Here is a 24,736-nt window from a genome sequence, read left to right on the forward strand (position 1 = left end):
GAAGCCATGCAGAGACTGCTCGTCACCGGCGGGGCCGGCTTCATCGGTTCGAACTTCGTCCACCACGTCGTGGAGAACACCGACCACCACGTCACCGTGCTGGACGCCCTCACCTACGCCGGCAACCGCGCCTCCCTCGACGGGCTCCCCGCCGACCGGGTCACGTTCGTGCACGGCGACATCACCGATGCCGAGCTCGTCGACTCCCTCTTCGCCGAGACCGACGCCGTGGTGCACTACGCGGCCGAGTCGCACAACGACAACTCGCTGCACAGCCCTCGCCCGTTCCTGGACACGAACATCGTCGGCACCTACACGCTGCTCGAAGCGGCCCGCAAGCACGACCGCCGCTTCCACCACATCTCGACCGACGAGGTCTACGGCGACCTGGAGCTCGACGACCCGGAGCGTTTCACCGAGAGCACCCCGTACAACCCGTCCTCGCCGTACTCCTCCACGAAGGCCGGGTCCGACCTGCTCGTGCGCGCCTGGGTGCGCTCCTTCGGCGTGCAGGCGACGATCTCGAACTGCTCGAACAACTACGGCCCGTATCAGCACGTGGAGAAGTTCATCCCCCGCCAGATCACCAACGTGATCCGCGGCATCCGGCCGAAGCTCTACGGCGCCGGGGAGAACGTGCGCGACTGGATCCACGCCAACGACCACTCCTCTGCCGTGCTGACCATCCTGGAGAAGGGCCGTATCGGTGAGACGTACCTGATCGGCGCGGACGGGGAGCGGAACAACAAGGACGTCGTCGAGCTCATCCTCGAGCAGATGGGGCAGGCCCACGACGCCTATGACCACGTGACCGACCGCGCCGGCCACGATCTGCGCTACGCGATCGACTCCACCAAGCTTCGCACCGAGCTCGGCTGGACACCGCAGTACGCGAACTTCGAGTCGGGCCTGGCCGCCACCATCGACTGGTACAGGGCCAATGAGGCCTGGTGGGCGCCGTCGAAGGACGCCACTGAAGCCTTCTACGCCACCAAGGGGCAGTGATGGCCGTCGAGTTCGGCAAGCAGCTCGCAGTGATCGAGACCCCGATTCCCGGGATGATCGTGCTCGAGCTTCCGGTACACGGCGACGCGCGCGGCTGGTTCAAGGAGAACTGGCAGCGCGAGAAGATGACGGCGCTGGGCCTCGCGGACTTCGGCCCGGTGCAGAACAACATCTCGTTCAACGACGCCGTCGGCACCACACGCGGCATCCATGCCGAACCGTGGGACAAGTGGGTCTCGGTCGCAACCGGTCGCATCTTCGGCGCCTGGGTGGACCTGCGTGAGGGCGAGAGCTTCGGCACGGTGTTCACAACCGAGCTGGATCCCTCGCGTGCGATCTTCGTGCCCCGCGGCGTCGGCAACTCCTACCAGACGCTCGAGCCCGACACTGCCTACACCTACCTCGTGAACGACCATTGGTCTCCCGACGCGAACTACTCGTTCCTCAACCTCGCCGATGAGACGGCCGCGATCGACTGGCCGATCCCGCTCGCCGAGGTGGAGATCTCCGAGAAGGACAAGAATCATCCGCGCCTTGCGGAGGTCTCCCCCATCGCGCCGCGCAAGACGCTCGTGGTCGGCGCGAACGGACAGCTCGGCCTCGCATTGCGCGCCGCGCTCGGCGACGCCCTGCATGTCGAGTACGCGACACGCGCCGACCTCGATCTCGCGGACGCCGCGCTCGGCGAGGCGCGTCGGTGGCGGGACTACGGCACGATCATCAACGCCGGTGCCTACACGGCCGTCGACCTCGCGGAGACCCCCGAGGGTCGCCCCGACGCGTGGGTCGCGAACGCCGAGGGCCCGGCACGTCTGGCGCGCATCGCCGCGGAGAACGGCATCACCCTGGTCCACGTCTCGAGCGACTACGTGTTCGACGGCACAGCGGACCGCCCCTACCGCGAGGACGACGCCCTGGCACCACTGGGCGTCTACGGGCAGTCCAAGGCCGCCGGCGACGTCGCCGTCGCGACGGCGCCCCGGCACTACATCCTGCGCACGTCGTGGGTCATCGGCGAGGGCAAGAACTTCGTGCGAACCATGGCGTCCCTCGCCGAACGCGGCATCGACCCGAAGGTCGTGGACGACCAGACCGGTCGACTGACATTCACGGACGACATCGCCCGCGCGATCCTGCACCTGCTGGCCTCGGAGGCGCCGTACGGGGTCTACAACGTCACCGGATCCGGCGAGCCGGCCACCTGGGCGGACATCGCCCGCACGGTTTTCTCCGCGACCGGGCACGATCCTGCCAGGATCACCGGCGTGAGCACCGAGGAGTACTTCGCCTCCGCCGTGGGGCCCGTTGCGCCCCGTCCCACGTGGAGCGTGCTCGACCTCGGCAAGATCGAGGCCACCGGCTTCTCGCCGGCGGATCACGCGGAGGCGCTGGCCTCGTACGTGGGCTGACGCCCGGTTCCTTCGACCGTCGCCGGTTCTGGTCGTCGCGCTGAGATCCTCAGATACGCGACGACCAGGACGACGAGGGCGACGGCGAACGCCGCAGAGCCGATCACAACGGTCGTCATGGGTGAGGGGCCCATAGGCCACCACCACTGGATCGCGTGGTCGAGGAACAGCCGATCCGGTGCGACGTAGCGCCGCATCGCGAAGAGCAGCGCGACCGCATTGCCGACGGCGAGTACGACGGCGCCCACGATGAGCTGCATCGGGGTGAGGAGCGCCCCGGATCGCCTTGCGGGATTCGGCGCCTCCGAGGGGGCCAGCGCGACCGCGATGAAGACCAGGATCAGTGGCAGCAGATACCGTGGCTGCACCTGCGATCCGACCAGCACGCCGGATGCGACGAGGATGTACATCGGGATCGCGACGATCGCACTGCCAACGCCGGCCAGCGCGAGCGCCTTCCGCCAGCCCTGCCAGTGTAGCGCCGCGAAGACGGTGCCGGCGGCGACGAAGATCGCACAGGCCCACACCAGAGGCGGCATGATCGTCTCGAGCCATCCCAGTCCCCACGTCTGCCCGAAGGCGCCGGCGATGAGAGACGGCAGATTGACGAAGTTCTGCACGAAGAGCTCGGAACGCGAAGCAACCGGCTGCGCTGTGCTGAGGCCGCCCATGGCGCTGCCGACTTGTCCGGAGAGTAGCGGCGCGATCGCAGCCGCGGCAATCAGCGCGGCCGGCAGGATCGCCGCGAGGAGGAAGCTCCTGCGCGGTCGAAAGGCGAGAACGAGAGCCGCCATCAGCGATACCGCCGCGTAGATCGCGGCATCGCCACGAGCGGAGAACGCCATCGCTGCGGCGAGCAGCATGAATCCCGCGAGCACGATACGCCGTCGTCCGGTGCTGAGCAGGAATCCCAGTGCAGTCGGGAAAAGAACCGCGAGCGCCGTGATCGCCCACGAACTCGGGTTGATGGAGGCGACGGTGAACATCCCGAGCGGCACCACGGCGGCTGCCGTGGACCATCCCAGCGCCGGACGAACCCGGCGTGGGACCGCGAACCACGCGCCAACAGTCAGGGCTGCAAACAGGAGCGTGTTCACGAGCCTGATCGCGATCGTCGTGACACCGATGTCGGGCCCCACGAAGAAGGAGTACACCCAGTAGTACCCAGGCGGGTACAGCCCCTTCGCGTTGACGCTCTTGGTCGACATCATGTCCGAGCTGTCCGCCTGGAGGTGCCCGATAGTGCAGGTTCCCGGCTTCTGCGGCTGCGCGTCGTAGCAGAGCCCGATGTTCAGGTTGTGCGGAACACGTCGCCAGGCGCTCGAGTCACCTTCCTCGCAGATGCCCTCTCGGAGCCCCTGGCCACACCAGATGCTGGCGAGATGGAAGTTGTCATCCGGCGACGATCCGACCGGCGAAGCGATCGACCATGAACCAAGGGCGAAGAAGATCGCGAGCGTCGCGACAACCCCGCCCACCCAGGAAGGGATTCGTCTCACGAATGACTCCTCGCGTACGGCGGACAACCGCCCCATCATACCGAGCGGCGCGCGTCACACGGTGCGACAGCCCAGCAGCGCGTTGTTCCCCGGGGCGTCGTTGATCGCGTAGGCGCATACGGTGTGGCTTCCCCCGCCTGCCGGGATCAACGCGGAGAAGCCGTGCTGAGACCCTGCCGTGCGATAGGCCGCTCCGACATCCGGCCGTGACAGGTTTGCGCTGATGGGCGTGCCAGCCCCGTCGACGTAGATGTGCACGGCGATCGGGTTCGCGGTGTCCGGATCGATCGCCCAGCCGCTCACCTGGATGCCGCCGGCGACGGCCACGGCGCTCTCGAAATTACCGAAGGGGGCACGTGACAGCACGGGAGCGGCAAACTGGCAGCCGAGCAACGTGTTGTTACCCTTACCACTGTTGATGCCGTAGGCGCAGACCTGCGCTCCGCCGGCGGGCAGCGTCTGAGTCACGGAGAAGCCATGCGCGGCTCCGTATCCGGGATAGGCCGCAGCGACATCCGGTCGGCTCTGGTCCGCCGTGTAGGGAGTACCGGAGGCTCCGACGTAGATGTGCACGGGGATCGATGCCGGCATGTCGGGATCCATCGTCCAACCACGGACCGTCACCTGATCGCCCTGGACGCTCACGGAGTCGAGCCATCCGATCGGCGCCGTCCCCGGATCGGTTGCAGCGATCACGAAGACCTGGGTGCACGAGGCGAGAGCCGTATCGGCCCCCGACTTGACGTTCATCGCGGTGATGCAGACGTTCTGGGGTCCCGATGCCGCCGAGATCGTCGCTTGATAGCCGTGCGCTGATCCGTAGAGCGGATACACGGCCCCCACGTCGGAACGCTGCTGATTCGCCGTCAGAGCGGTCGCGGTGCTGCCGATCGACACGCGCACGCTGATCGGGTCCTTCGTGTCGGGATCGAGAGCCCAGCCCCGCACGCTGACGCTCCCGGGGGCGGTCGTCACGCTGTCCACCGATCCCGTGGGCGATCCGCCGTAGGACGTGATGTTCGTGCAACCCAGAAGCTGATTCGTTCCCGGGCCACTGTTGATCCCGTAGGCGCAGACGGTCGCGGGGCCCCAAACCGGCGGCGGCACGGTGAAGTCGAATCCGTGGTTCGGACCGGCACTCGGATAGTGAGCCGCGACGTCAGGCCGTGCGAGGTTCGCCGTGGTGCGATAGCCGTTTCCGTTCACGTAGACGTCGACCGCGATGGGCCCCGTCGTGTCGGGATCGATCGACCATCCCGTGACGCGGATCGCGCCTGGGGTCGAGGACACCGTGTCGAGGTATCCGAACGGGTTGCTAGCGGTCGAGCCGCCCTGCGTCGATCCGAACCAGTCGGTGAAGTAGTTGTAGAAGTTGCGGTTGCCGTACGCGCCGCAGGCGTCCCCCTCGCCGTAGCCGGCGCGGAGCGCGGAGGCGTTCGGCTGATATGGCGTGTAGTAGTACAGGGCCGAGGTCGCCTTGTTCGCGATGTAGACCGGGCCGCTTCCGCACGCGGTGTTGGGGTTGTACAGGATGTTCCAGGTGTTGCCCGGCGCGTACCAGGTGAACCAGCGGCCCTCCATGTAGATCTGCATCTGGCGCGCGGCGCCGTAGATCTGCTGGAAGAAGCCGACATATGTCGGGTCGCACGGAGCGTCATCCGGGCAGCCCTGCCCGAGAGCGCTGTCGTAGCGCCAGCCGCTCGGCCAGGTGTGGGTGACCAGGCCCTGCTCCTTCTGGAGCATCACGATCAGCACCTGCGGGTTGATGTTGCACGACTGCGACACGCGGTAGATGATGCTCGCGGCGCTCTCGTTCGCGACGCCGGTATACCCCTGGCAGTAGGAGTCGGCCGGACGGTTCTGCGATGTCACGCGGAAGTCCTTGAGGCAGGTGTACCCGCTCTGACACGACGGCACCTTGGCGTTGAAGAAGTCCTGGATCTGCTGCGCCGACATCGTCGACTTGTTCGTGAACACGGCATCGCTGATGATGTTGCCCGCATTCCAGCCGTCCAGCGTCGCGGGACGGATCGCGGTCGCTCCCGCTGTGGACGACGCCGGGACGACCGATGTCGACGAGGGGGCCGCGGCGGCAGGTGCCGCGTCGGCGACAGTCGGGACCAGAACGGCGAGGAAGACGGCGGCGATGGCGAGCATGCCGATCATCCAGCGTCGGGACGCGTGAGCGCGCACAGGACCCGGGGCATGTCCAGTCATGGTGATATTCTGCGGGATCCGCAGGCCGATCGAACCCGGGACACGCACAGTTCCGCGGAAAATCGCGGGACAGCCGCAGGAGCCGTCGATCGCGGCGACCTCCGCGGTGTCTGCATCGTCACAACTCGGCGTGCAACGTCCAGACCCGCTCCGCCGACCCGTTCCAGGAATACGCGCGTGAGCGGTCCGCCGCGAGCACGGAAAGCCGTCGTGCCCCGTCTCCCGCGGCGTCGCGCAGCGCATCGGTGAAGCCGTCCGGCGCCACGAGCAGGCCTCCCTCCGCGACCACGTCGCGGTGTACCCCGCTCTGCGCCGCGATCACGGGAACCCCGAGGGCGAGCGCCTCGACCAGCCGCCAGGGCCACACCGGTGCGGGATCCGCCGCCGTGAAGGCGAGCGCACCGGCGAGCAGTGCGGCCCGATCCGGTGCGTCCAGCCGGCCGACCACGTGCACCCGGGGCGCGGCGAGTCCCGCGGCCGCCGCGACCTCCGCGAATGCGGGAGCGGATCCGTCGGGCGCATCCAGCACGAAGGCGTCCGCATCCCTGTCGACCGCCGCCGCGAACACCGGCGCGAGAGCCTCCGCCGTGCCCGTGGAGACGAGGTATCGCGCGGGGGCGCCGAGCTCGGCACGGCGCTCTGCCGCGTCGAGCGGGATCGCGAAGCCCGTCGGGGCGGCACCGGGGATCACCCGGATGCGGTCGCCGAACCGGCCGAGCGTGGCGAGCTGCTCGGCCATCGCGTGCGTGGGCACCACCACGGCGTCGGCGTGCTTGACGGCGCGCTTGAGCATGCTGCGCTGCCAGAGCACGCTCGCCCGCGACAGCTGCTCGGGCACGGACCAGGCCCGCAGGTCCCATACCGTGGCGACGGTCTGGTCGTAGTCGTTGGCCCTGTCGTGCTTCGCGAGCGGGGCGAAGAGCGTGGGCGCGTGGATCATGCCTCCCCCGACGCCCGCGATCACGCCGAGCTGCCAGGCGGCGCCGAGCTCTCGGCGCGCCAGCACCAGACGGTGCACGGAGTCGGCGCCGTCGACGACGGGCTCCGACCCGCCGCCTGGCACGATGGCCTCGACCGTGCACTTCTGCGGCGCGGTCGCCGCCAGCCCCGAGGTCAGGGAACGGGCGGCCTCGGCCTGATCGGGGTCGACGACGTCGTTCACCTGATCCAGCACAACCCGCAGCACAGCCATGCTCCGACCTTATCCAGCAGGCGACGGTGAGCACCCGAGGCGCTCCACGGTCTGCGGGATCAGCTCGTGGGCGTCGGCGACGGCGACGGGTGCAGAGCGGCCTTCACCATCTCGTGGATCTGATTCCAGTCCGGCTCGAACTCGTCCACGCCGTTCGCGGGAGTGAGATCGATCGTGGTGAGCTTCTGCTTCTTCGCCTTCATCATCAGGTCGAAGAACTCCGGCAGCTTGTCCTGCGGCAGATCGGTGTCGACCGCGGAGGTCCCCGCGGCAGCGATCTCGTTGAAGTGGGTGAGCACATTCTGCGGCGTGAACTGCTTCAACAGGGCGTCCTGCAACTCGCGCTGACGGCGCATGCGGTCGAAGTCGCTCGTCGTGTAGCGCGAGCGCGCGTACCACTGCGCGGTGTCGCCGTTCATGTGCTGCTGCCCGGCCTCGATCCAGCCGGTCGCCCACTCCTCGGCGTTGTCCGGGCCGCCCCATTCGGGCACGTTGCCCTCGGGCAACCGCTCCTTGACGTTGATGTCGACGCCGCCGAGCGCATCGATGAGCTTCGCGAAGTCGTTCATGTCGAGGAACACGTAGTACGGGATCTTGATGCCGAGCACGCCCTCGGCCGCGTCCTTGGTGGCCTCGACCGCGGGGCGGGATCCGTGCTTGGTCGCCTCCGGATACAGCGAGGGACCGGTGTGGCACGTCTCGACAGCGTTGGTGAGCTGGTTGATGCCGCTCCCCCAGCCGCACTCCGCATCATCGTGCGCCTGCAGGCCGTCGGGGTACAGATCGTGCATCGGCCCCGGGGCGAACGGCACGTGCGGCATGTCGCGCGGGATGCCGAAGATCGTCGTCTTCCCGGTGTCGGCGTTCACCGACACCACGGAGATGCTGTCGTAGCGCATCGAATCGCGACCCAGGCCGCTGTCGGCCCCGAGCAGCAGCACGTTGTAGTACCCGTCGCTGGGAGGCAGGCTCGGACCCCCGGATCCGAACAGCGTCGTGATGGCGCTGCGGCTGGATCCGACGACCGTCGCGGCGTACGCGGCCCCCGAGCCGCACAGGCTCAGCACCAGCACCGCCACCAGCGGGATCGCGAGCTTCGCGTAGTTCTTGGTCCGCACGAGACGCACCAGGCGCAGCGTGTCGAAGGTGAGCACGACCCAGAGCACGGCGTACGCGATGCAGAGGATCTGGATGAGCGTCAGCACGAGCCAGCTCACCCAGCCGCCGCCGACGGTGAGCCAGAGCAGTGCCTGGTGCCAGAGCAGCGCGCCGAGCACGCCGAGCACGACCAGCGCCCACATCACGAGCGTCGCCCCGAGACCGAACCGGCCGAGCCGGCGATTGCCCGCGAGCACTTGGGCGGATCCGGGGATCAGCACGTTGAGCACGACGAGCCACCAGCCGCGGCGCGTCATCACCTCGGGAGAGCCGAAGTCGGGGTCGCGCATCGGGCGGGAGCGGATCAGTCCCGCACTCCGCGCCGAGACCCCGCCGGGGTGGGTCAACAGCAGCTGGGTCACAGGCTGTCCTTCAGCCGCCGGTTCTTCTCCTCGACCTGCGCCTCGAGGTCGCGGGCGTAGGACTCGATCCGGTCGGCGAGCGCCGGATCCCCCGCTCCGAGGATGCGGGCGGCGAGGATGCCCGCATTGCGCGCACCGCCGATCGAGACGGTGGCGACCGGGATGCCGGCGGGCATCTGCACGATCGAGAGCAGCGAGTCCATGCCGTCGAGGTAGGCGAGCGGGACTGGCACGCCGATCACGGGCAGCGGCGTGACCGACGCCAGCATGCCGGGGAGGTGGGCTGCGCCGCCGGCGCCCGCGATGATGACCTTGAGCCCGCGCTCACGCGCCTCGGTGCCGTAGCGGTGCAGCTTCTCCGGGGTGCGGTGAGCGGACACGACCTCGACCTCGTGCGGGATGCCGAACTCGGTCAGCGCCTGCGAGGCGTCGCTCATCACACGCCAGTCGGAGTCGGATCCCATGACGACGCCGACGAGGGGCGCGGCGGATGCGTGCAGTGTCCCAGTCACCCGTACAGGCTACGGGCGGGGGCTGTGAGAACCCCGCTGCGGCGCGCCCTCGCCGACGAGAACGCGGCGCCGACGTCCGCCGGGGCCGTGCACATCTCGCTCTCAGGCGAACGCGGCCGCGGCAGCTCTGGCCTCGGCCAGCACGACGTCGAGATCGGACCCGCTCGCGTTCACATGCCCGACCTTGCGACCGGGGCGCGGTGCCTTGCCGTAGGTGTGCACCTTCGCGTGCGGGCTCGCGGCCAGCGCAGCCGGGACGCGGTCGAGCATCCCGGCGCCTTCGGGGCCGCCGAGGATGTTGATCATGACCGACCAGTCCGCGTGCGGGGTGGTCTCCCCGAGCGGCAGATCGGCGACGGCGCGCAGGTGCTGCTCGAATTGCCCTGTCACGGCGCCGTCCTGGCTCCAGTGGCCGCTGTTGTGCGGGCGCATGGCGAGCTCGTTCACGAGGATCCGGCCGTCCTCGGTCTGGAACAGCTCGACCGCGAGCATGCCGGTCACGCCCAGGCCATCGGCGATCTCCCGGCCGATCCGGGCGGCCTCCGCGAGATGCTCCGCATCGACCCCGGGGGCCGGGGCGATCACCTCGGCGCACACCCCGCCCTTCTGCACGGTCTCCACGACGGGATACGACACGGACTCCCCGCCCGGGCGCCGCGCGACCTGCTGAGCGAGCTCGCGCACGAAGGGGACGAGCTCCTCGACGAGCAGGGCGTCCCCGTCGGCGAGGGCCGCGAACCAGTCCGCCGCCTCCTCGGCCGCAGAGACGACGCGCACGCCCTTGCCGTCATAGCCTCCGCGGGGCGTCTTCACGACGCCGCGGCCACCGTGAACGTCCAGGAACGCCTGCAGCTCGGCGGCGTCCGCGACGCGCGCCCAGTCCGGCTGGGGCGCACCGAGCTCGGCGAGGCGGGCGCGCATGTCGAGCTTGTCCTGCGCAAAGCGCAGCGCGTCCGGTCCGGGGTGCACGGCGACGCCGTCGGCGACGAGGGCGCGCAGCACCTCCTGCGGCACGTGCTCGTGGTCGAACGTGATCACATCGACGTCCTCCGCGAAGCGGCGCACGGTGTCGAGGTCGCGGTAGTCGCCCACCGCGGTCGCAGCGAGCTGCGCGGACATGCCCTCGTCCTCCGCGAGCACCCGGATGTCGATGCCCATCTCGACCGCCGGGGCGATCATCATCCGCGCCAGCTGTCCGCCGCCGATCACACCCACACGCAACGCCATCGGATCTCCGTTCCTCGGCATCTATTCTTCCGTACCGGAAGGGCCGGTTCGTCCCGGGGCCCTTCGTCTCGCCTCGCTCGCTCAGGGACCGGCGTCGCTGCGCTCGCTCAGGGGACGGTCCGTCAGGCGGTGTAGGGGTTCTGCGCGGCCTGAGCGTCGCGGTGCGCGAGGATCTGCCCCACCTCCACCTGGTCGGCGAGGGTCTCCTGCACGAGCGCCACGTTCGGCACGTCGCGGATCCGCAGCGGCGCATCCACGCCGTTGGAGAGCAGGATCGTTCCCGCTCCGGCGAGCCTCTGCAGGGGTCCGCGGCGCACCGAGATCGTGTACCCCCGGGCATGGGACATCTCGATGCTGTTGCGGGATCCGATCCCGTCGCGCACGATCACCCGGCGGGTCGTGATGGTGACCCGCCGCGACAGCCACACGAGGAACGGCACGACCGCGAGGAGCAGCACCAGTGCACCGGCGGCGGCCCACAGCATCCAGTCCTTGGCCCACCCGGAGATCGGCGCCGGCAGATTGCTCGTGAAGTACCCGGTCGCCCCCGCGATGACGACGAGCACGAGCGCCGACCAGAACAGGTGGCGCGCATGCGGGTGGAACCGCGCGATGAGACGCTCTTCGGCGGGCACGCCCGGGGGCGGCGTCATCGGCCGCCCGCCCAGACCCATCGGTTGCGTCACGCGTCCATTGTGTCCCGTGAGACCGTGATCCGCACGGCCCGGCACGGGTGTGTCCGGATGCGGAGCGGCTCACCCCCGGCGCCTCCCGAGGGCACCCGTCACATCACGAGGGCGATCGCCACCCCGTCCCACCCCTTCACGCCGACCGTCTGCAGCGCCGTGGCATCGAAGCGGGGGTCGCGGCCGAGCATCTCGAGCCCTTCGCGTGTACCGACCACCTTGGAATCCGCGGAGGCCGGATCGACGATGTCGCCGTCGCGGCCGACGTTGTCCACGATGACCACCGACCCGGGGCGGCCCAGGCGCGCGGCCCAGTCCAGATAGATCGTGTTCGACTCCTTGTCGGCGTCGATGAAGATCAGGTCGAACGGCTCGTCGTCCTCGAGTTGGGGCAGCACGTCGGCGGCACGGCCGATGCGGATCTCGACGCGCTCCCCCACGCCCGCGGCCTCGATGCTCGCACGCGCGACGGCGGCGTTGTCGGGCTCTGCCTCGATGGTGACGACCCGTCCGCCCTCGCCCACTGCCTGCGCCATCCAGATCGTGGAGTAGCCACCGAGCGTGCCGATCTCGAGCACTCGTCGTGCGCCTGCGATCCGCACCAGCAGGTTCAGCAGCTTGCCGCTGACCGGCGCGACCTCGATCGCGGGCATCCCTGCCGTCTGCTGCGCCGCCAGAGCGGCCTCGAGCGCGGGGTCGTGCCCGACCAGGGTCTCGGACAGGTACTCGTCTGCGGCGCGCCAGTTCGCGAGGTTCGGTTGGGCCATGCGCCCAGCTTCGCGCCTGCGGACGCGGCGATCAAGACCGCTGCCGGGTCGGATCCGTCTCGGCGTCCGGGTGCGCCCCCGTGACCGGCCTGCCGGAGACGGACGACTCTGGGAACGGCGCCGGCAAGGTCCTCGGCCGGTCGGCGGCGAGCGCCGGCTGCCGGCGGAACTGCCCGGTGACGATCAGGGCGAGGATGACCACGGCGCCGACGATCCACCCGGAGACGCCGAGCGGCAGGATGAGGGCCGGATCCGCAGTGCTTCCCCATGCGAAGAACCACAGGTACATGGCCGCGGACGCGTTGAGCGCGCCGTGGGCGAACACCGCGGGCCACATCGATGCGGAGCGCAGGCGCAGCCAGCCCAGCAGCACGCCCCACACCACGCATCCGCCGATCATGAAGAGCACTCCTGTGGCATCCGTGCGGGCGAAGTCGTAGCCGAGCAGGATGATCGGCGCGTGCCAGAGCCCCCAGATCACACCGCTGACGAGCAGGGAGGACCAGGTCCCGAAACGACGCAGCGCCGGCACCAGGAATCCGCGCCAGCCGAGTTCCTCGCCGAATGCCGCGACGGCGTTGATCGTGGCGGCCGCGACCGGGATGCTGGCCGCCTGCGCGGCGATCAGCACCGCGGTGGGAGGCAGCGGTGTGCCGGCCGGGACCTGGGATGCCAGCAGGTGGGAGAAGCCGGAGAAGCCGACGAGGTCGACCTGAAGCCAGCCGCAGAGCACCGCGACCGCGGTCGACACCGCGACGAGCAGCGGCGGCGCCAGCAGGCCGATCACGATCATCCAGACGACGCGCTTCGCCGGGCGCAGCGGCCACAGTCCGAGGAACCGCAGCCGGCGCCCCTTCGGGATCGGCCGGAGCAGCAGCAGCACGAGCACGACCGCGACCGCGGGCGTGTACATCATCACCGACATCAGGGGCACGGCGTACGGCTCTTTCAGCCCTTCGCCGAGCCACAGCGGCAGCGCCACCAGCCATGCCAGTCCGCAGGCCAGTACGACGTAGGCGACGATCGACCCGAGGCCGATGCGCACCGTGGCGTCGTACGGAAGCTGAGCACCCGCGTCGTGCGGGAGGTGGGCGCCGGGCGGGAGTGGCGCGTCTGCGCCGCCCACCCGGACCGTGTCGTCGTGGCCGTCGCTCATGAACCGCTCCCCTCCCCGTCGCCGCTGCTCTGCGTCGTCTCGGACGACGCCGCGCGATCCAGGTAGGCCTGCAGCACGCCGGCGCCGACCGCCGCGCCGTCGACCGTGACGACAAGCGGGCGCTTGTCGCGCCGCTCGACCTCGATCGCGGGGCCGCGCCGGAGCACGATCCCCGTGCGGCCGTCGAGGCCGAGCCGCCAGCCGAAGCCGCCGAACTCGCCGAACGGGTTGCAGTCCACTGCACGCACCGACACGATCTCGGCGAGCGGCACGTGGACACGCGGGAGGCCGATCTGCGACCGCACCGAGAGCCCGTCCGGCCCGACGCGCACCCGGAACGACGCCGACGATGCGAACGCGCCGCCGATGAGGACCAGGGTGAGCACCGGCACCCACATCCGGTCGGTGAACCGGATCGCCATGAACGCCGTGATCCCGACCACGACCACCACGAGCAGTGAGATGAGGATCATGGCGCGGCGGGATAGCGACGCGGTCGCCAGCCAGACCACCCGTTCGCCGTTCGTGATCGCGGCGACGTGGGCGGGCTGCAGCGGCGCGGCGGGGGCCGGACGGATGTGCGGCTGCAGCAGCCAGCCGATGCCGATCAGCACGACGAAGGCGCCGAATCCCAGGAGCATCAGGCCACCGAGGTCGTCCGCCTGCTTCGCATCGGCGATCCCCCGCTGCGTGCCGACGGCGCCCAGGTTGATCACGGCGCTGAGCCCGGAGATCCCCAGAGCCATCCCGACGATGAGCCTCGCGCCGCCGCCCCAATGGTCGCGCACGCCGATGACCGTCGTGATCGTGAGCGCCGCGGGCAGCGCGAAGCCCAGGAGGATCGAGAGCCAGACGAAGGTGACCGGCGGTCCGAAGCCGTCGACACCCGAGGGGCCCCAGTGCGTGGCGGCCGGGGACGGCAGCTCCGGCAGCCAGGCGAGGACCAGTCCGAGCACGACGGCGGAGAGCACCAGCGGCACCACGACTCCGAGGGTCAGGGCGATCAGCCGTGCCCGGCGCAGGTCGCGTGCCGGGATCGCGGTCACCTCCTGCGAGGCGGGGGTGGAACGGGCGTTCATGATGGGATCCTCCTCATTCCTGGGCGGCGATCAGCGCGGCGAGCGTCGCCGCGCTGACGCCGAGAGCGGCGCCACGACGGACGAGCGCGCCGATCTCCTCTACGAGGTCGGCAAGGGGCGCCGCAGAGGCGGAGAGCACAGCGCCGCGCCCGCGGCGCAGGTCGACGAGCCCCTCGTCGCGCAGCTCCTGGTAGGCCCGCAGCACGGTGTGCACGTTCACGTCGACCGCTTCGGCGAGCTCACGGGCGGCGGGGAGCCGGTCGCCCGGGCGCAGCCGACCCGCAAGCACTTCGGCGCGCACCGAGGCCGCGATCTGCGCGAACAGCGGCTGGGCACTGTCGGCGTCGATACGGATCAGCATCGAGCTCACCTCCTGTGCACTTATTCTAGGTCAACTAGATCAATTGTGGAAGGGGTCCAGCCGATTCCCTCCCCGCGGCGCACACGGGCGAGACTGGCCGCATGCGCATCACTCCCCGCCGTCTGGCCGTCGGCATGAGCCTGTGGATCCCGAACCTCTTCAGCGGCATCCGGGTGCGCGGGTTCAGCCCCGACTGGACGCGGGCCACGGTCGAGCTGCACGTGAACGTGTTCACCCGCAACTACGTGAAGACGGCGTTCGGCGGCTCCATGCAGGCCATGACGGATCCGTACTTCTTCATGCTCGTCATGCATCAGCTCGGCCGTGACTACGTGGTGTGGGACACCCGTGGCGAGATCGAGTTCCTCAAGCCGGGGCGCGGCGTGCTCACCGCGCGCTTCCACGTGCCGTCCGAGCGCGTGGCCGAGATCCGCACGCGCGCCGCGGGTGGTGCGAAGGTGCTCGAGTGGTTCGAGACGGAGATCACCGACGGCGCCGGCGAGGTCGTGGCGCGCGTGCGGCGCGAGGTCTACGTGCGCGAGAAGAAGCGCGTCACCGCGGCGAAGGCCTGACCGCGCGGAGGCTGGAGGCGCGCTCGACCAGCGTCGGTGCCAGCCGCACGGTGTTTCGCGAGTCCGACGTGCCCGACACCAGACCGAGCGCGAGCTCCAGCGCCGCGCGTCCGCTCTCCTCGAACGGCTGCCTCACCGTGGTGAGGCCGAGTCCCTCGGCCAGCTCGCCGTCGTCGTAGCCGATCACCGGCAGCCTCTCGCTCTCCGGCCGGGAACGCTGCAGGTCGAGGACGGCGGCTGCGAACCGGTCGTGGTTCGCGACGATCGCGGTGGCTCCGGCGTCCTGGGCGGCACGCAGCACCCGCCGATCGATCTCGGCGGGTCCGTCGACCGCCAACCGCGCCACGGAGACATGACGCTCGAGCCCCTCGATGCGCAGCATCCCCGCGGAGACGTAGGCCGGCGAACGCTGCGGCTCGTGCACGAACAGCGCGCTCCGATGCCCCAGCTCGACGAGGTGGCGACCGATCTGCTCGCCGCCGTCCTGGTCATCCACGAGGACGACCGGACCGCCGATGTCGCCCTTCGCCGGTACGACGTCCACATAGACAACGGGGATCCTCGCGGCTCTACTCGCACGGCGGGCGGCGCCGCTGAGCGGCACGCCCATCACGATGAGCCCCGACGCATCGGTGCGCGCCGGCAGCACATCCAGCAGGGGCTCGTCGGCCGCCGCCGCCGAGTCCAGGTCGTAGGGGATGATGTCGACCGCGAGGTCGCGGGCCCGTCGCAGCATCCCCGCCAGTCGGCGCAGATAGGACGGGTAGCTCGTGAAGGGGGCCGCGACCGCGATTCGGGATGCGCCCACCCGACGCCCCTGCACCATCCGATAGCCGAGCGCTGTGGCGGCCGCGACGATGCGCTCCCGCGTCTCCGGGCGCACCCGGTGCGGTGCGCTCACCGCCAGCGAGACCGTCGAGATGCTCACCCCCGCACGCGTGGCGACATCGTAGATCGTGACCCGGCCGGGACGTGCGCGCATGCCTCGATTCCCCTCTTCATCGAAGTACTTCGATTGCTCAGACTAGTCCGCAACCCGTCGAAGGAGATGACCGATGCGAAGCCCGTCCCGCTACCGCCGACCGATGCTCGACCGCACCGTCGCCGCGCATGAGACGCGGATCGCCCCGTTCCTCGCGCCCGAGCCCGGTGACCCCGCAGGGCGACGCCGCGTCGCAGGGGAGAACGACACCGCGGTCAGCACGGCCCTGGGGATCTCGCCTCTCGACACCGCCACCGCGGAGCACACCGTGCCCGTCGCCGGCCACCCCGACGTGCGAGTGCGCGTCTACTGGCCCGGGCCCGACCCGACCCCGCAGGGCGCCGGGCTGCCGATCCTCGTCTACTTCTACGGCGGAGGCTTCACGATCGCCGGGATCGACTGGGTGTCCTGGGACGCACGGTTCCGCGAGCGGGCGCGCGACGCCGGGATCATCATCGTCGCCGCGGACTACGCGCACGCGCCGGAACAGCGCTTCCCCACCCAGCCGGAGCAGTGCTGGAGCGCCTGGGAATGGACACACGCCCACGCGGAGGAGCTGGGCGGATCCCGCGACCGGCTCGCCGTGGGCGGCGCGTCATCCGGGGGCGACCTGGCCGCGGCGGTGACACTCATGAACCGCGACCGCGCCGCGCGCCCGATCGCCCTGCAACTGCTGGAGAACCCGGCGCTCGACCTCACCATCGGGCACGCCGACGCGCGCGGCGTCAGCGCGGGGATGCCCGGCGTCATCGTGCGCAAGGCCGGACGGACGCTGGTGCGTCAGTACGTCGGCGACGACGCGAAGGCGGCCCGCAACCCGTACGCGTCGCCGCTGCTCGCCGACTCCCACGCCGGCCTTCCTCCGGCGCTGATCATCACCTCTGAGCTGGATCCCCTCCGCGGCGACGGCGAGGCGTATGCGCGGGCGCTCTCGGACGCCGGAGTCGCCGTCACGGCGATGCGCTTCATCGGTCAGACCCACGGCTCGCTCGGCGCGACCGGCTTCGTCCCGGCCGCCGACGTCGCTCACCGCCTGATCGTGACCGAGCTGCGCCGACTGCGTGCGGACTCATGAGCACCGCGGACACGCTGCTGCTCGACGCGCCGGTGCGCGCCTGGCTCCGCCGGATCGACGAGATCCTCGTCGACCTCCCCGAGCACGGCTCGCCCGACCCCGCCGCGCATCGCCGGGCGGCCAAGGTCCTGAGCGATCTGCTGGCCGCCGAGTTCACGGAACCGACTCCCCCGGGCGTGGAGACCGAGGAGCTGCGACTCACCGGCGCCGCCGGACCTCTCCGCGCCCGGCGGTTCCGCTCGGCGGGCTCGTCCGGCCCTCTCCCGACCATGCTGTGGCTGCACGGCGGAGGCTGGATCGCGGGGACGATCGACGAGGTGCTCAACGAGAGCACCACCGCGGACCGCGCCCTGCGCTCCGCCGTGCAGATCGTGTCGCTCGAGTACCGCCTCGCCCCGGAGCACCCGTTCCCCGCCCCGGTCGACGACGCCGTCGCAGCGCTCGCAGACTTGCGCGCCCGGGCCGGCGAGCTGGGCGTCGACCCGGCTCGTCTCGGCATCGGAGGCAACTCCGCCGGAGCCACGATCGCGGCCTCCGCCGCCCTTCGTGAGAGGGATGCGGGCCGCCGGCTGCACCATCAGGCGCTCGAGGTGCTGCCCGCCACGCTGCGCCCTCTCGACGGCCCCTCCGAGCGGCAACGCCGCGCCTCCGGCATGGACAGCGCCGAGCTCCTGGCCGGTATCTACCGCGCGGGCGCCCCTCTGGCGGAGTGCTCGCCGCTCGACGCCGCCGATCATCGAGGCCTCGCCCCGGCCCTGATCCTCGCCGCGGAGTTCGACCCGCTCCGCAACGGCGCTGTCGCCTACGCCCGCGCCCTGGAGGACGCGGAGGTCCCCGTGACTCTCCGCATCGGCGCCGGCCACGTGCACGGCTCCCCGGGGCTCACCGCCTGGCAGGGAGCCCGCGACTGGCGCGACGTGTTCGTCGCCGAGGTCGCCGCCGCCTACGCGTCCGAACACCCGCACCCGAACACCGAACCGAGAGGGAGACGATGATGTCCACCCATGCCGCAGACCCCGTGATCCCGCTGCCGTCCGCCCCCTCACCCGCGGACGACTCCGTGCCCGGCGAACGTCAGACCTGGTGGTTCTGGGTCGCGTTCGTCCTCACCTGGCTCGCAACCGGCATCGCCCAGGGCGTCGCCGGGGTCGCCGTGCCGCAGCTCCTCAAGCAGTGGGATCCCGAGCAGGCCACGGGGAATCTCAGCATCGTCCTCACCGCCGGCGGCGCCGCGATCCTCGTCACCACTCCGATCTTCGGGCGTCTCAGCGACCGCTCCCTCTCCCGCCTCGGCGTCCGCCGCCCTTGGATCGCGGCGGGCGTGCTCCTCGCGGCGATCGGCTACCTCCTGCAGGCGTTCGCCACCTCTCTCCCCGTGCTCGGAGCGGGCGTCGTGCTCGTGCTGATCGGGTGGGGAGCCGTGTCGATGACGATCCACACCCTCTTCGCCGATCAGATCCGCCGCCGCATCCGCGCGATCATGTCCGCCGTCACAGGCGCCGCGACGACCATCGGCATCTTCGGCGGTGTCGCGCTGGCCGGCGCGGTCGCGGGCACGGGACAGGTCGGCATGTTCCTCATCCCCGGCGGCATCGCCGTCGTGCTCGCGCTCACGCTCTTCTTCGCCCTGCGCGACCTGCACCGCACGGTCCCCGCTCCCCCGCTCGACTGGCGCGGGGTGATCGAGACGTTCTGGCTGAGCCCCCGCCGCCACCCCGACTTCGCATGGGCTTGGATCTGCCGCTTCTTCATGACCGCCTCGATCGTGTCGGTGACCAGCTATCTCTACCTCACGATCTCCAGCCGCTTCGGCATCGACGATCCGGCGCGCATCGCGGTCGTCCAGACCCAGGCGACCGCGGCGTTCACGATCATGAACCTCGTGCTGGCCTTCGTCTTCGGCGTCATCTCGGACCGCACAGGGCGGCGCAAGCCGACCGTCGTGATCGGCGCGCTGACGAGCGCGGTCGGACTCGTCGTCGCCGTCGCGGGCGGCGACGTCACCTTTTTCCTGATCGGGATCGGCATCGTCGGCGCAGGTCAGGGCGCCTACATCGCGGCCGACGTCGCCCTCATGACCGAGTGCCTGCCCTCGACCGAAGACGCCGGCAAGGATCTCGGCATCGTGGCGCTCGCCTACCTGCTGCCGGGCATCCTGGTGCCGGTGTTCGCGTTCTTCGTGACGCGCATCGGCTCGCCCACGGGTGAGAACTTCGTCGCGCTCTATGCCGGCGCGGTCGTGATGGCGCTGTTCGCCGCCTTCGCCGTCACACGGGTCAAGGCGGTCCGATGAGCAGGGGCGATCGGCTGCCCTGGACGGCGCGCGCCGAGTACCGCAGGCTGCGCTCGGCCCCCGACATTCCGGCGCCGACGCATCCGGTCGTGCACCGGACCTCGGGCATCGCGGTGCCCGCAGACGACGGGGCGACGCTGCTCACCGACCATTGGGCGGCGGACGACGCCGGCCCGCACACCGTGCTCATCCGCACGCCCTACGACCGGAACGGCGTCGCCGCCGTGGCGCGCTTCCTCGCAGAACGCGGGCATCACGTCGTGGTGCAGAGCTGTCGCGGCACCTTCGGGTCCGGCGGACGGTTCCGGCCGCTGCACGACGAGGTCGCCGACGGGCAGGCGACGCTGCGTTGGCTGCGCGCGCAGCCGTGGGCGACCGGCCTCGTGCACTCCTGGGGCGGCAGCTACTTCGGGGTGACGCAATGGGCGTACTGCGACGGCGAGCTCCGGCCCGACGCCATGGGCATCGCGGTGTCGGCCCGACGCTTCGACGAGGCGATCCTCTACCTCGGGCACGGTTTCTCGATCGACACGCCGCTCGCATGGGCGTACGCCCTCGGCGTCCAGGAGCGCGGGCCTGCGGCGCGTCTGTGGAGGCTGCTGCGAGCGCGCAGGGGCCTCGCCCGGGGAGCACGGACGGTGCCGCCGTCCGAGGCCGTTCCGGCAGCTCTCGGCGACGACCCGCAGTTCTTCCGCGACTGGGTCGAGCACAGCGATCCCGGGGATCCCTGGTGGGATCCGCTGCACTTCGCCTCCGATCCCGCTGCGATCCCTCCCGTCACGCTGCTGGCGGGATGGCAGGATCTCTTCCTGGTCGGCCAGCTCCACGACCACGCCGCGCTGCAGGGCGCCGGCGTGCGGACGCGCCTGATCGTGGGCGACTGGATCCACGGCGCTGCGGAGATCACCGTGATCGGCGTGCGCGAGGCGCTGCGGGTGTTCGAGGGCGAGCCCGAGGCCGCCGCCGTGCGCGTCGAGATCAGCGGAGGCGGCGGGTGGCGGGATCTGACCGCATGGCCGCCGCCGAGCGTTCCGCACCGGCTGGAGCTGACCGCGGACGGCCGCCTCGCGGCGCCCGGCATCGCACACGACAGCGGCGCCCTCGCGTCCCGCTACGACCCCGCCGATCCCACCCCCGACGCCGGCGGCCGTACGCTCAACCCGTTCAGCGCGGGGCGTCGGGACCAGCGACGCCGCGAACGCCGGGACGATGTGCTGCTGTTCACGGGCGAGCCTCTCGCCGGCCCGCTGCTGGTCATGGGCTCGCCGGAGATGAGGCTGACGTTCGCCTCCACGAATCCGCGGGCCGACGTCTTCGTGCGCCTCTGCGAAGTCGATCGCCGAGGGGTCTCCCGCACGGTGACCGACGGCTACCTCCGACTCTCCCCGCCCGTCGCTCCCGGCGAGCCGCGCGACGTGGGCGTCGAACTCGCGCCGGTCGCCCATCGCTTCGCCACGGGCAACCGCCTGCGCGTCCAGGTGTCGTGGGGCGCGCACCCCCTGCATCTGCGCAATCCGGGCACGGCCGACCCCGTCCGCGACCATTCCCGCCTCATCGCCAGCATCCAGACCCTTTTCCTGGGAGGCACGACGCCGGCCATGCTCGTCCTCCCGCTCCCCGACGACACGGCGCCCTCCGTTCACCCCACGGTGCCACGATGACGGGATGCCTCTTGCTCGCCGTCTGACGCTCGCCGATGCCGTCGCGATCGGCCTCGGATCCATGATCGGCGCGGGGGTGTTCACCGTCTGGGGCCCGGCTCTGGGCGCAGCCGGCTCCGGCCTGCTCGTCGCGCTGCCCCTGGCGGGCGCCGTGGCGTTCTGCAACGCCACCTCGTCGGCGCAGCTCGCAGCCGTGCATCCGGTCTCCGGCGGCGCGTACGCGTACGGACGCGCCGAGCTGGGACCGTGGTGGGGATTCGTCGCCGGATGGTGCTTCGTGATCGGCAAACTCGCGAGCGGGGCCGCGATGGCCATGACGGTCGCCGCCTACGTCGCCCCCGCGGGATGGCAGAAGCCCGTCGCCGTCGTGGCGGTCGCCACGCTCACCGCCGTCACCTGCGTCGGGGTGACCCGCACCGCGCGCGTCACCCAGATGCTCGTGGCCGTGACGTTGCTCGGACTGGTCGTGGTCCTCGCAGCGGCCGGCGCCGCGCTGCCCCACGCCGCGCCGGTGCCGCTCCCGTCCGGATCCCCGTACGGTGTGCTCCAGGCCGCGGGTCTGCTCTTCTTCGCCTTCGCCGGCTATGCGCGGATCGCGACCATGGGCGAGGAGGTGCGTGATCCGTCGCGCACCATCCCGCGGGCGATCGGCATCGCGCTCGCTTCCGCGCTCGCGGTCTACGTCCTCATCGGCGGTGCGGTCGTCATGACGCTCGGCGGGGGCGCGGAGAGCTCAGCCGCGCCGCTCGCCGACGTCGTCTCCGCGGCCGGCTGGACGGCTGCGGTGCCTGCGGTGCGGATCGCCGCCGCAGCGGCCGCGACCGGGGCGCTGCTCGCCCTGCTGTCCGGGATCGGGCGAACCTCGCTCGCGATGGCGCGGGAGCGCGATCTGCCCCGTTTGCTGGCCGCTGTCGACCGCGGGCATCACGTCCCGCGGCGCGCCCAGCTGGCCGCCGGCGCCGTCGTGGTGGCGGTCGTGCTCGCCGCCGATCTGCGCGGAGCGATCGGATTCTCCTCGTTCGGGGTACTGCTGTACTACTTCGTCGCGAACGCCGCCGCGCTCCAGCAGGCCGGGACCGCCCGTCGATATCCGAAGCCGCTGCAGGTGCTCGGCGTCATCGGCTGCGCAACCCTGGCCGCGTCGCTGCCGCTGCCCTCGGTGCTGATCGGTGCGGCTGTCGTCCTCGTCGGCGTCGGGCTGCGGGCGATCAGGCTCGGCGGGGACCGGCATCGGCGCGATACGCCGACGGGGTGAAGCCGAGCACCGCACGGAAGTCGTTCGCGAGGTGCGACTGATCCGCGTAGCCGAGCTCGACGGCGACCGTCGCGAGATCCGTGTCGGCATGCGAACGGATCCGCTCCGCGGCCTCCTGCAGCCGCCGCCGCCGGATCATGGCTGCGGGCGACAGTCCGACGTGGCGGTGCGCCATGCGCTGCAGCGTGCGCACCGAGACGGCAAGGCGGGCTGCCGCCTGCTCAGGGGTGCGGATGTCTGGATCGGACATGAGCAGCTCCGCCATGGCGTTCGCGTGCCGAGCCGGAGCGGGGACCTCGCCCACGCGCTCGCCCAGCCAGGCGCACAGCACCGCGACGGCCCGCTCCCGATGCCCTTCGCCCGAGGACATCGCCCGCTCGACCGCCTCCGTCAGTCCCGGAGCCGGGTACGCCTCCACCCGGTCCAGCAGCGTCGAGGGCGCCTCGGTCAATGCGGCCACGGCGGCCGGTCGCAGCAGCGCGCCGACGGCCCACCCCCTGCCGGTCAACTCCCGGGAGCTGGCTCGCGTCGTCGCGCCCGACAGCACCGTGCCCCCGCTCTCGACGACCAGGTTCAGAGCAGGGAACGACACGAGGTCCTGACGCGACGAACGGCCCGGCTCGATATCCCACTCGGGGATCCAGCACCACTCCACGAGCTCGGCGACCTGGGCCGGCGGCGGAAGACGGTGGAACTGCGGCAGGCGCGCCGGATAGAGCACGCCACGCGTCGGATCGACCATCCCTCGAGCGTAGATGGCACCCCGGACATCGGACTGCCACCACGGGTCCGCGCCGCCGTCCGACATGGCGCGAATCTGCAAGAACCGCCCTCCGCTCCGGGCCTAGCCTCGGGTCATGAGCGAAGACACCTCCACGACGAACGCCACCGGCATCACCGGCCAGTACACGACGAACGGCCGCCCGAACTCCGCCACCTCCCTCACCCCGTTCCTGGCCATCCCCGATTCCCGGTCCGCGATCGAGTTCTACCGCGAGATCTTCGGCGCGCGCGTCGTCGAGATCACCGAGTTCGGCGGCGTGGTCGCGCACGCCGACCTCGACTTCGGTCTCGGCGTGCTGCAGCTGGGCGATCCCAACCCGGAGTACGGGCTCGTCGCCGCGCCCGCCGGCGACGCCGATTGCTACTCGATGGGTCTCTATGTGCCCGACGTTGACACGGTCGTCGAGCGCGCCGTCGCCGCGGGCGCCACAGTCCGCGAGGCGCCGTCGACGTTCGTCTCGGGCGACCGCTATGCGAGCATCCGGGATCCGTTCGGCGTGCGCTGGTCGATCATGACGCGGGTCGAGGACCTCTCGGAGGCCGAGAGCACAGCCCGCATCGCCGAATGGGCCGCCTCGTTCACCGCGACGGAGAGCTGAGCGCTCCGGGGGTCGCGCCCACCGCGGCCTCCTCGGCCGCTGCCGCGGCAGCGGGCAGCAGCGCCTCCGCGGTGCGCCGGTAGCCGAGGGCGCTGGGGTGGAACCGGTCCAGGCTGAACATCTCTTCGGGCTCGTCGAAGAACATCGGGCCGACCGCACGGCGCAGGTCGACCGCCGTGGCTCCGTGCTCGATGGCGGCCTGGGCCTGCGCCGCCGCCAGTCGCCGCGACATCCGCGAGGCGATCGAGCGCAGCGGCTGCGGAACGGCCCGCAGCGCCCCGAGGTCGGGGCAGGTGCCCACCACGACGCCGGCGCCGAGCGCATGCAGCCAGCCGATCGCATCTTCGAGATGCTGCACAGACAGGGAGACCGGGATCCGATGCGTCACGTCGTTGCCGCCCACGACGATCACGGCGACGTGCGGCAGGTAGTCCGTCGGAAGCGAGGCGAGCTGGGCATCCAGATCCGGCGACTCGGATCCGACGATCGCGACGGTGCGCAGTCGCACCGGCCGTCGCGTCCGCCGGGCGACGCCCTTGGCGAGCCGTCCGCCCAGCGTGTCCTTGCGTCGTTCGGCACCAAGACCCGCCGCGAGCGAGTCGCCGAGAAGAAGCAGTTCGATGGGCTCCCCCGACAGGCGCGGCCGCCACACGCGGTCTGCATCGATCGCTTCCTCGCCCAGCGGCTTGCCGATGCGACGTCGGGCGATCCTGGCCTGGCGCCGCAGGGCGAGCGGCACGGCGACGGCCGATCCCGCGACCGCGAGCCCGGCGGCTCCGAGAAGCCCCTTCGAGCGGTTGCTGAGCCCGGCGGAGCGCGCGGATCGGGTCCTGCGGCGGTCGGCAGCGTCCATACGCCGATCAGACCGCATCGACATGAACGGCGC

Annotated in this window: 23 protein-coding genes; 9 read left to right on the forward strand and 14 right to left on the reverse strand. The window is 71.0% G+C overall.

The window, feature by feature from the left end; all coding sequences use genetic code 11:
* Nucleotides 1-6 precede the first annotated feature (6 nt).
* Nucleotides 7-1,005, forward strand: a complete 999-nt coding sequence (gene rfbB, locus ACFWCK_RS00245) for a dTDP-glucose 4,6-dehydratase (RefSeq protein WP_378804020.1) — start codon at nt 7-9, stop codon at nt 1,003-1,005.
* Nucleotides 1,005-2,414: a sugar nucleotide-binding protein gene (locus ACFWCK_RS00250; RefSeq protein ID WP_378804021.1), complete on the forward strand. Its 1,410-nt coding sequence runs from the start codon at nt 1,005-1,007 to the stop codon at nt 2,412-2,414. The genes rfbB and ACFWCK_RS00250 overlap by 1 nt, the downstream gene beginning before the upstream one ends.
* Here the strand turns inward: ACFWCK_RS00250 and ACFWCK_RS00255 are convergent.
* The 11 genes from ACFWCK_RS00255 to ACFWCK_RS00305 form a co-directional block, all read right to left on the reverse strand.
* Complete coding sequence (locus tag ACFWCK_RS00255; RefSeq protein ID WP_378804022.1) at nt 2,381-3,913, reverse strand: DUF2142 domain-containing protein; 1,533 nt, start codon at nt 3,911-3,913, stop codon at nt 2,381-2,383. The two genes, ACFWCK_RS00250 and ACFWCK_RS00255, sit on opposite strands and share 34 nt — an antisense overlap.
* 54 nt (nt 3,914-3,967) lie before the next feature.
* Nucleotides 3,968-6,130, reverse strand: coding sequence for a hypothetical protein (locus ACFWCK_RS00260; RefSeq protein ID WP_378804023.1), 2,163 nt, complete (start codon nt 6,128-6,130; stop codon nt 3,968-3,970).
* 118 nt (nt 6,131-6,248) lie between these two features.
* Nucleotides 6,249-7,322 (reverse strand): glycosyltransferase, encoded by a 1,074-nt coding sequence (locus tag ACFWCK_RS00265; protein ID WP_378804024.1) that lies wholly within the window; start codon nt 7,320-7,322, stop codon nt 6,249-6,251.
* Between the two features lie 59 nt (nt 7,323-7,381).
* Complete coding sequence (locus ACFWCK_RS00270) at nt 7,382-8,770, reverse strand: LCP family protein (protein WP_378805028.1); 1,389 nt, start codon at nt 8,768-8,770, stop codon at nt 7,382-7,384.
* A gap of 68 nt (nt 8,771-8,838) precedes the next feature.
* Entirely contained in the window at nt 8,839-9,306 is a 468-nt protein-coding gene (gene purE, locus ACFWCK_RS00275; RefSeq protein WP_233310741.1) for a 5-(carboxyamino)imidazole ribonucleotide mutase, read from the reverse strand.
* Between the two features lie 150 nt (nt 9,307-9,456).
* On the reverse strand, nt 9,457-10,581 hold the full coding sequence (locus ACFWCK_RS00280) for a 5-(carboxyamino)imidazole ribonucleotide synthase (protein ID WP_378804025.1): 1,125 nt from the start codon (nt 10,579-10,581) through the stop codon (nt 9,457-9,459).
* A gap of 122 nt (nt 10,582-10,703) precedes the next feature.
* Nucleotides 10,704-11,267 carry a PH domain-containing protein gene (locus ACFWCK_RS00285; protein WP_378804027.1) on the reverse strand — a complete coding sequence of 188 codons (564 nt, stop codon included), beginning with the start codon at nt 11,265-11,267 and terminating at the stop codon, nt 10,704-10,706.
* 98 nt (nt 11,268-11,365) lie between these two features.
* Nucleotides 11,366-12,034 carry an O-methyltransferase gene (locus ACFWCK_RS00290; RefSeq protein ID WP_378804028.1) on the reverse strand — a complete coding sequence of 223 codons (669 nt, stop codon included), beginning with the start codon at nt 12,032-12,034 and terminating at the stop codon, nt 11,366-11,368.
* A 31-nt stretch (nt 12,035-12,065) separates the two neighbouring features.
* On the reverse strand, nt 12,066-13,190 hold the full coding sequence (locus ACFWCK_RS00295; RefSeq protein ID WP_378804029.1) for a CPBP family intramembrane glutamic endopeptidase: 1,125 nt from the start codon (nt 13,188-13,190) through the stop codon (nt 12,066-12,068).
* Nucleotides 13,187-14,269, reverse strand: coding sequence for a DUF1648 domain-containing protein (locus ACFWCK_RS00300; RefSeq protein WP_378804030.1), 1,083 nt, complete (start codon nt 14,267-14,269; stop codon nt 13,187-13,189). The genes ACFWCK_RS00295 and ACFWCK_RS00300 overlap by 4 nt, the downstream gene beginning before the upstream one ends.
* Before the next feature lie 13 nt (nt 14,270-14,282).
* Nucleotides 14,283-14,630, reverse strand: a complete 348-nt coding sequence (locus ACFWCK_RS00305) for a GntR family transcriptional regulator (protein WP_378804031.1) — start codon at nt 14,628-14,630, stop codon at nt 14,283-14,285.
* 101 nt (nt 14,631-14,731) lie between these two features.
* On the opposite strand from ACFWCK_RS00305, the gene ACFWCK_RS00310 reads away from it, so the two are divergent.
* Nucleotides 14,732-15,202 (forward strand): DUF4442 domain-containing protein, encoded by a 471-nt coding sequence (locus ACFWCK_RS00310; RefSeq protein WP_233310548.1) that lies wholly within the window; start codon nt 14,732-14,734, stop codon nt 15,200-15,202.
* On the opposite strand, the gene ACFWCK_RS00315 is transcribed toward ACFWCK_RS00310, so the two are convergent.
* Nucleotides 15,183-16,184: a LacI family DNA-binding transcriptional regulator gene (locus ACFWCK_RS00315; protein ID WP_378804032.1), complete on the reverse strand. Its 1,002-nt coding sequence runs from the start codon at nt 16,182-16,184 to the stop codon at nt 15,183-15,185. The genes ACFWCK_RS00310 and ACFWCK_RS00315 overlap by 20 nt on opposite strands.
* A 73-nt stretch (nt 16,185-16,257) precedes the next feature.
* Between ACFWCK_RS00315 and ACFWCK_RS00320 the strand changes: the two genes are divergently transcribed.
* The 5 genes from ACFWCK_RS00320 to ACFWCK_RS00340 are packed head-to-tail and all read left to right on the forward strand — an operon-like array spanning nt 16,258 to nt 22,468.
* Nucleotides 16,258-17,259: an alpha/beta hydrolase gene (locus ACFWCK_RS00320; RefSeq protein ID WP_378804033.1), complete on the forward strand. Its 1,002-nt coding sequence runs from the start codon at nt 16,258-16,260 to the stop codon at nt 17,257-17,259.
* The gene (locus ACFWCK_RS00325; RefSeq protein ID WP_378804035.1) at nt 17,256-18,254 is read left to right on the forward strand and encodes an alpha/beta hydrolase fold domain-containing protein; all 999 of its coding nucleotides are present in this window, start codon (nt 17,256-17,258) and stop codon (nt 18,252-18,254) included. Before ACFWCK_RS00320 ends, ACFWCK_RS00325 begins: the two co-directional genes overlap by 4 nt.
* Nucleotides 18,254-19,552 carry an MFS transporter gene (locus tag ACFWCK_RS00330; RefSeq protein ID WP_378804036.1) on the forward strand — a complete coding sequence of 433 codons (1,299 nt, stop codon included), beginning with the start codon at nt 18,254-18,256 and terminating at the stop codon, nt 19,550-19,552. The genes ACFWCK_RS00325 and ACFWCK_RS00330 overlap by 1 nt, the downstream gene beginning before the upstream one ends.
* On the forward strand, nt 19,549-21,213 hold the full coding sequence (locus ACFWCK_RS00335; RefSeq protein ID WP_378804037.1) for a CocE/NonD family hydrolase: 1,665 nt from the start codon (nt 19,549-19,551) through the stop codon (nt 21,211-21,213). Before ACFWCK_RS00330 ends, ACFWCK_RS00335 begins: the two co-directional genes overlap by 4 nt.
* 4 nt (nt 21,214-21,217) lie before the next feature.
* Nucleotides 21,218-22,468, forward strand: coding sequence for an APC family permease (locus ACFWCK_RS00340; RefSeq protein WP_378804038.1), 1,251 nt, complete (start codon nt 21,218-21,220; stop codon nt 22,466-22,468).
* Here the strand turns inward: ACFWCK_RS00340 and ACFWCK_RS00345 are convergent.
* Nucleotides 22,422-23,210, reverse strand: a complete 789-nt coding sequence (locus tag ACFWCK_RS00345; RefSeq protein ID WP_378804039.1) for a helix-turn-helix domain-containing protein — start codon at nt 23,208-23,210, stop codon at nt 22,422-22,424. The genes ACFWCK_RS00340 and ACFWCK_RS00345 overlap by 47 nt on opposite strands.
* 115 nt (nt 23,211-23,325) lie before the next feature.
* Between ACFWCK_RS00345 and ACFWCK_RS00350 the strand changes: the two genes are divergently transcribed.
* Nucleotides 23,326-23,850 (forward strand): glyoxalase/bleomycin resistance/extradiol dioxygenase family protein, encoded by a 525-nt coding sequence (locus ACFWCK_RS00350; RefSeq protein ID WP_233310540.1) that lies wholly within the window; start codon nt 23,326-23,328, stop codon nt 23,848-23,850.
* Here ACFWCK_RS00350 and ACFWCK_RS00355 read toward each other — a convergent pair.
* Complete coding sequence (locus ACFWCK_RS00355; RefSeq protein WP_378804041.1) at nt 23,831-24,703, reverse strand: SGNH/GDSL hydrolase family protein; 873 nt, start codon at nt 24,701-24,703, stop codon at nt 23,831-23,833. The two genes, ACFWCK_RS00350 and ACFWCK_RS00355, sit on opposite strands and share 20 nt — an antisense overlap.
* Nucleotides 24,704-24,736: the final 33 nt, after the last annotated feature.

It is taken from the genome of Microbacterium sp. NPDC060117 (genome assembly GCF_042729315.1).
Taxonomy (GTDB): domain Bacteria; phylum Actinomycetota; class Actinomycetes; order Actinomycetales; family Microbacteriaceae; genus Microbacterium.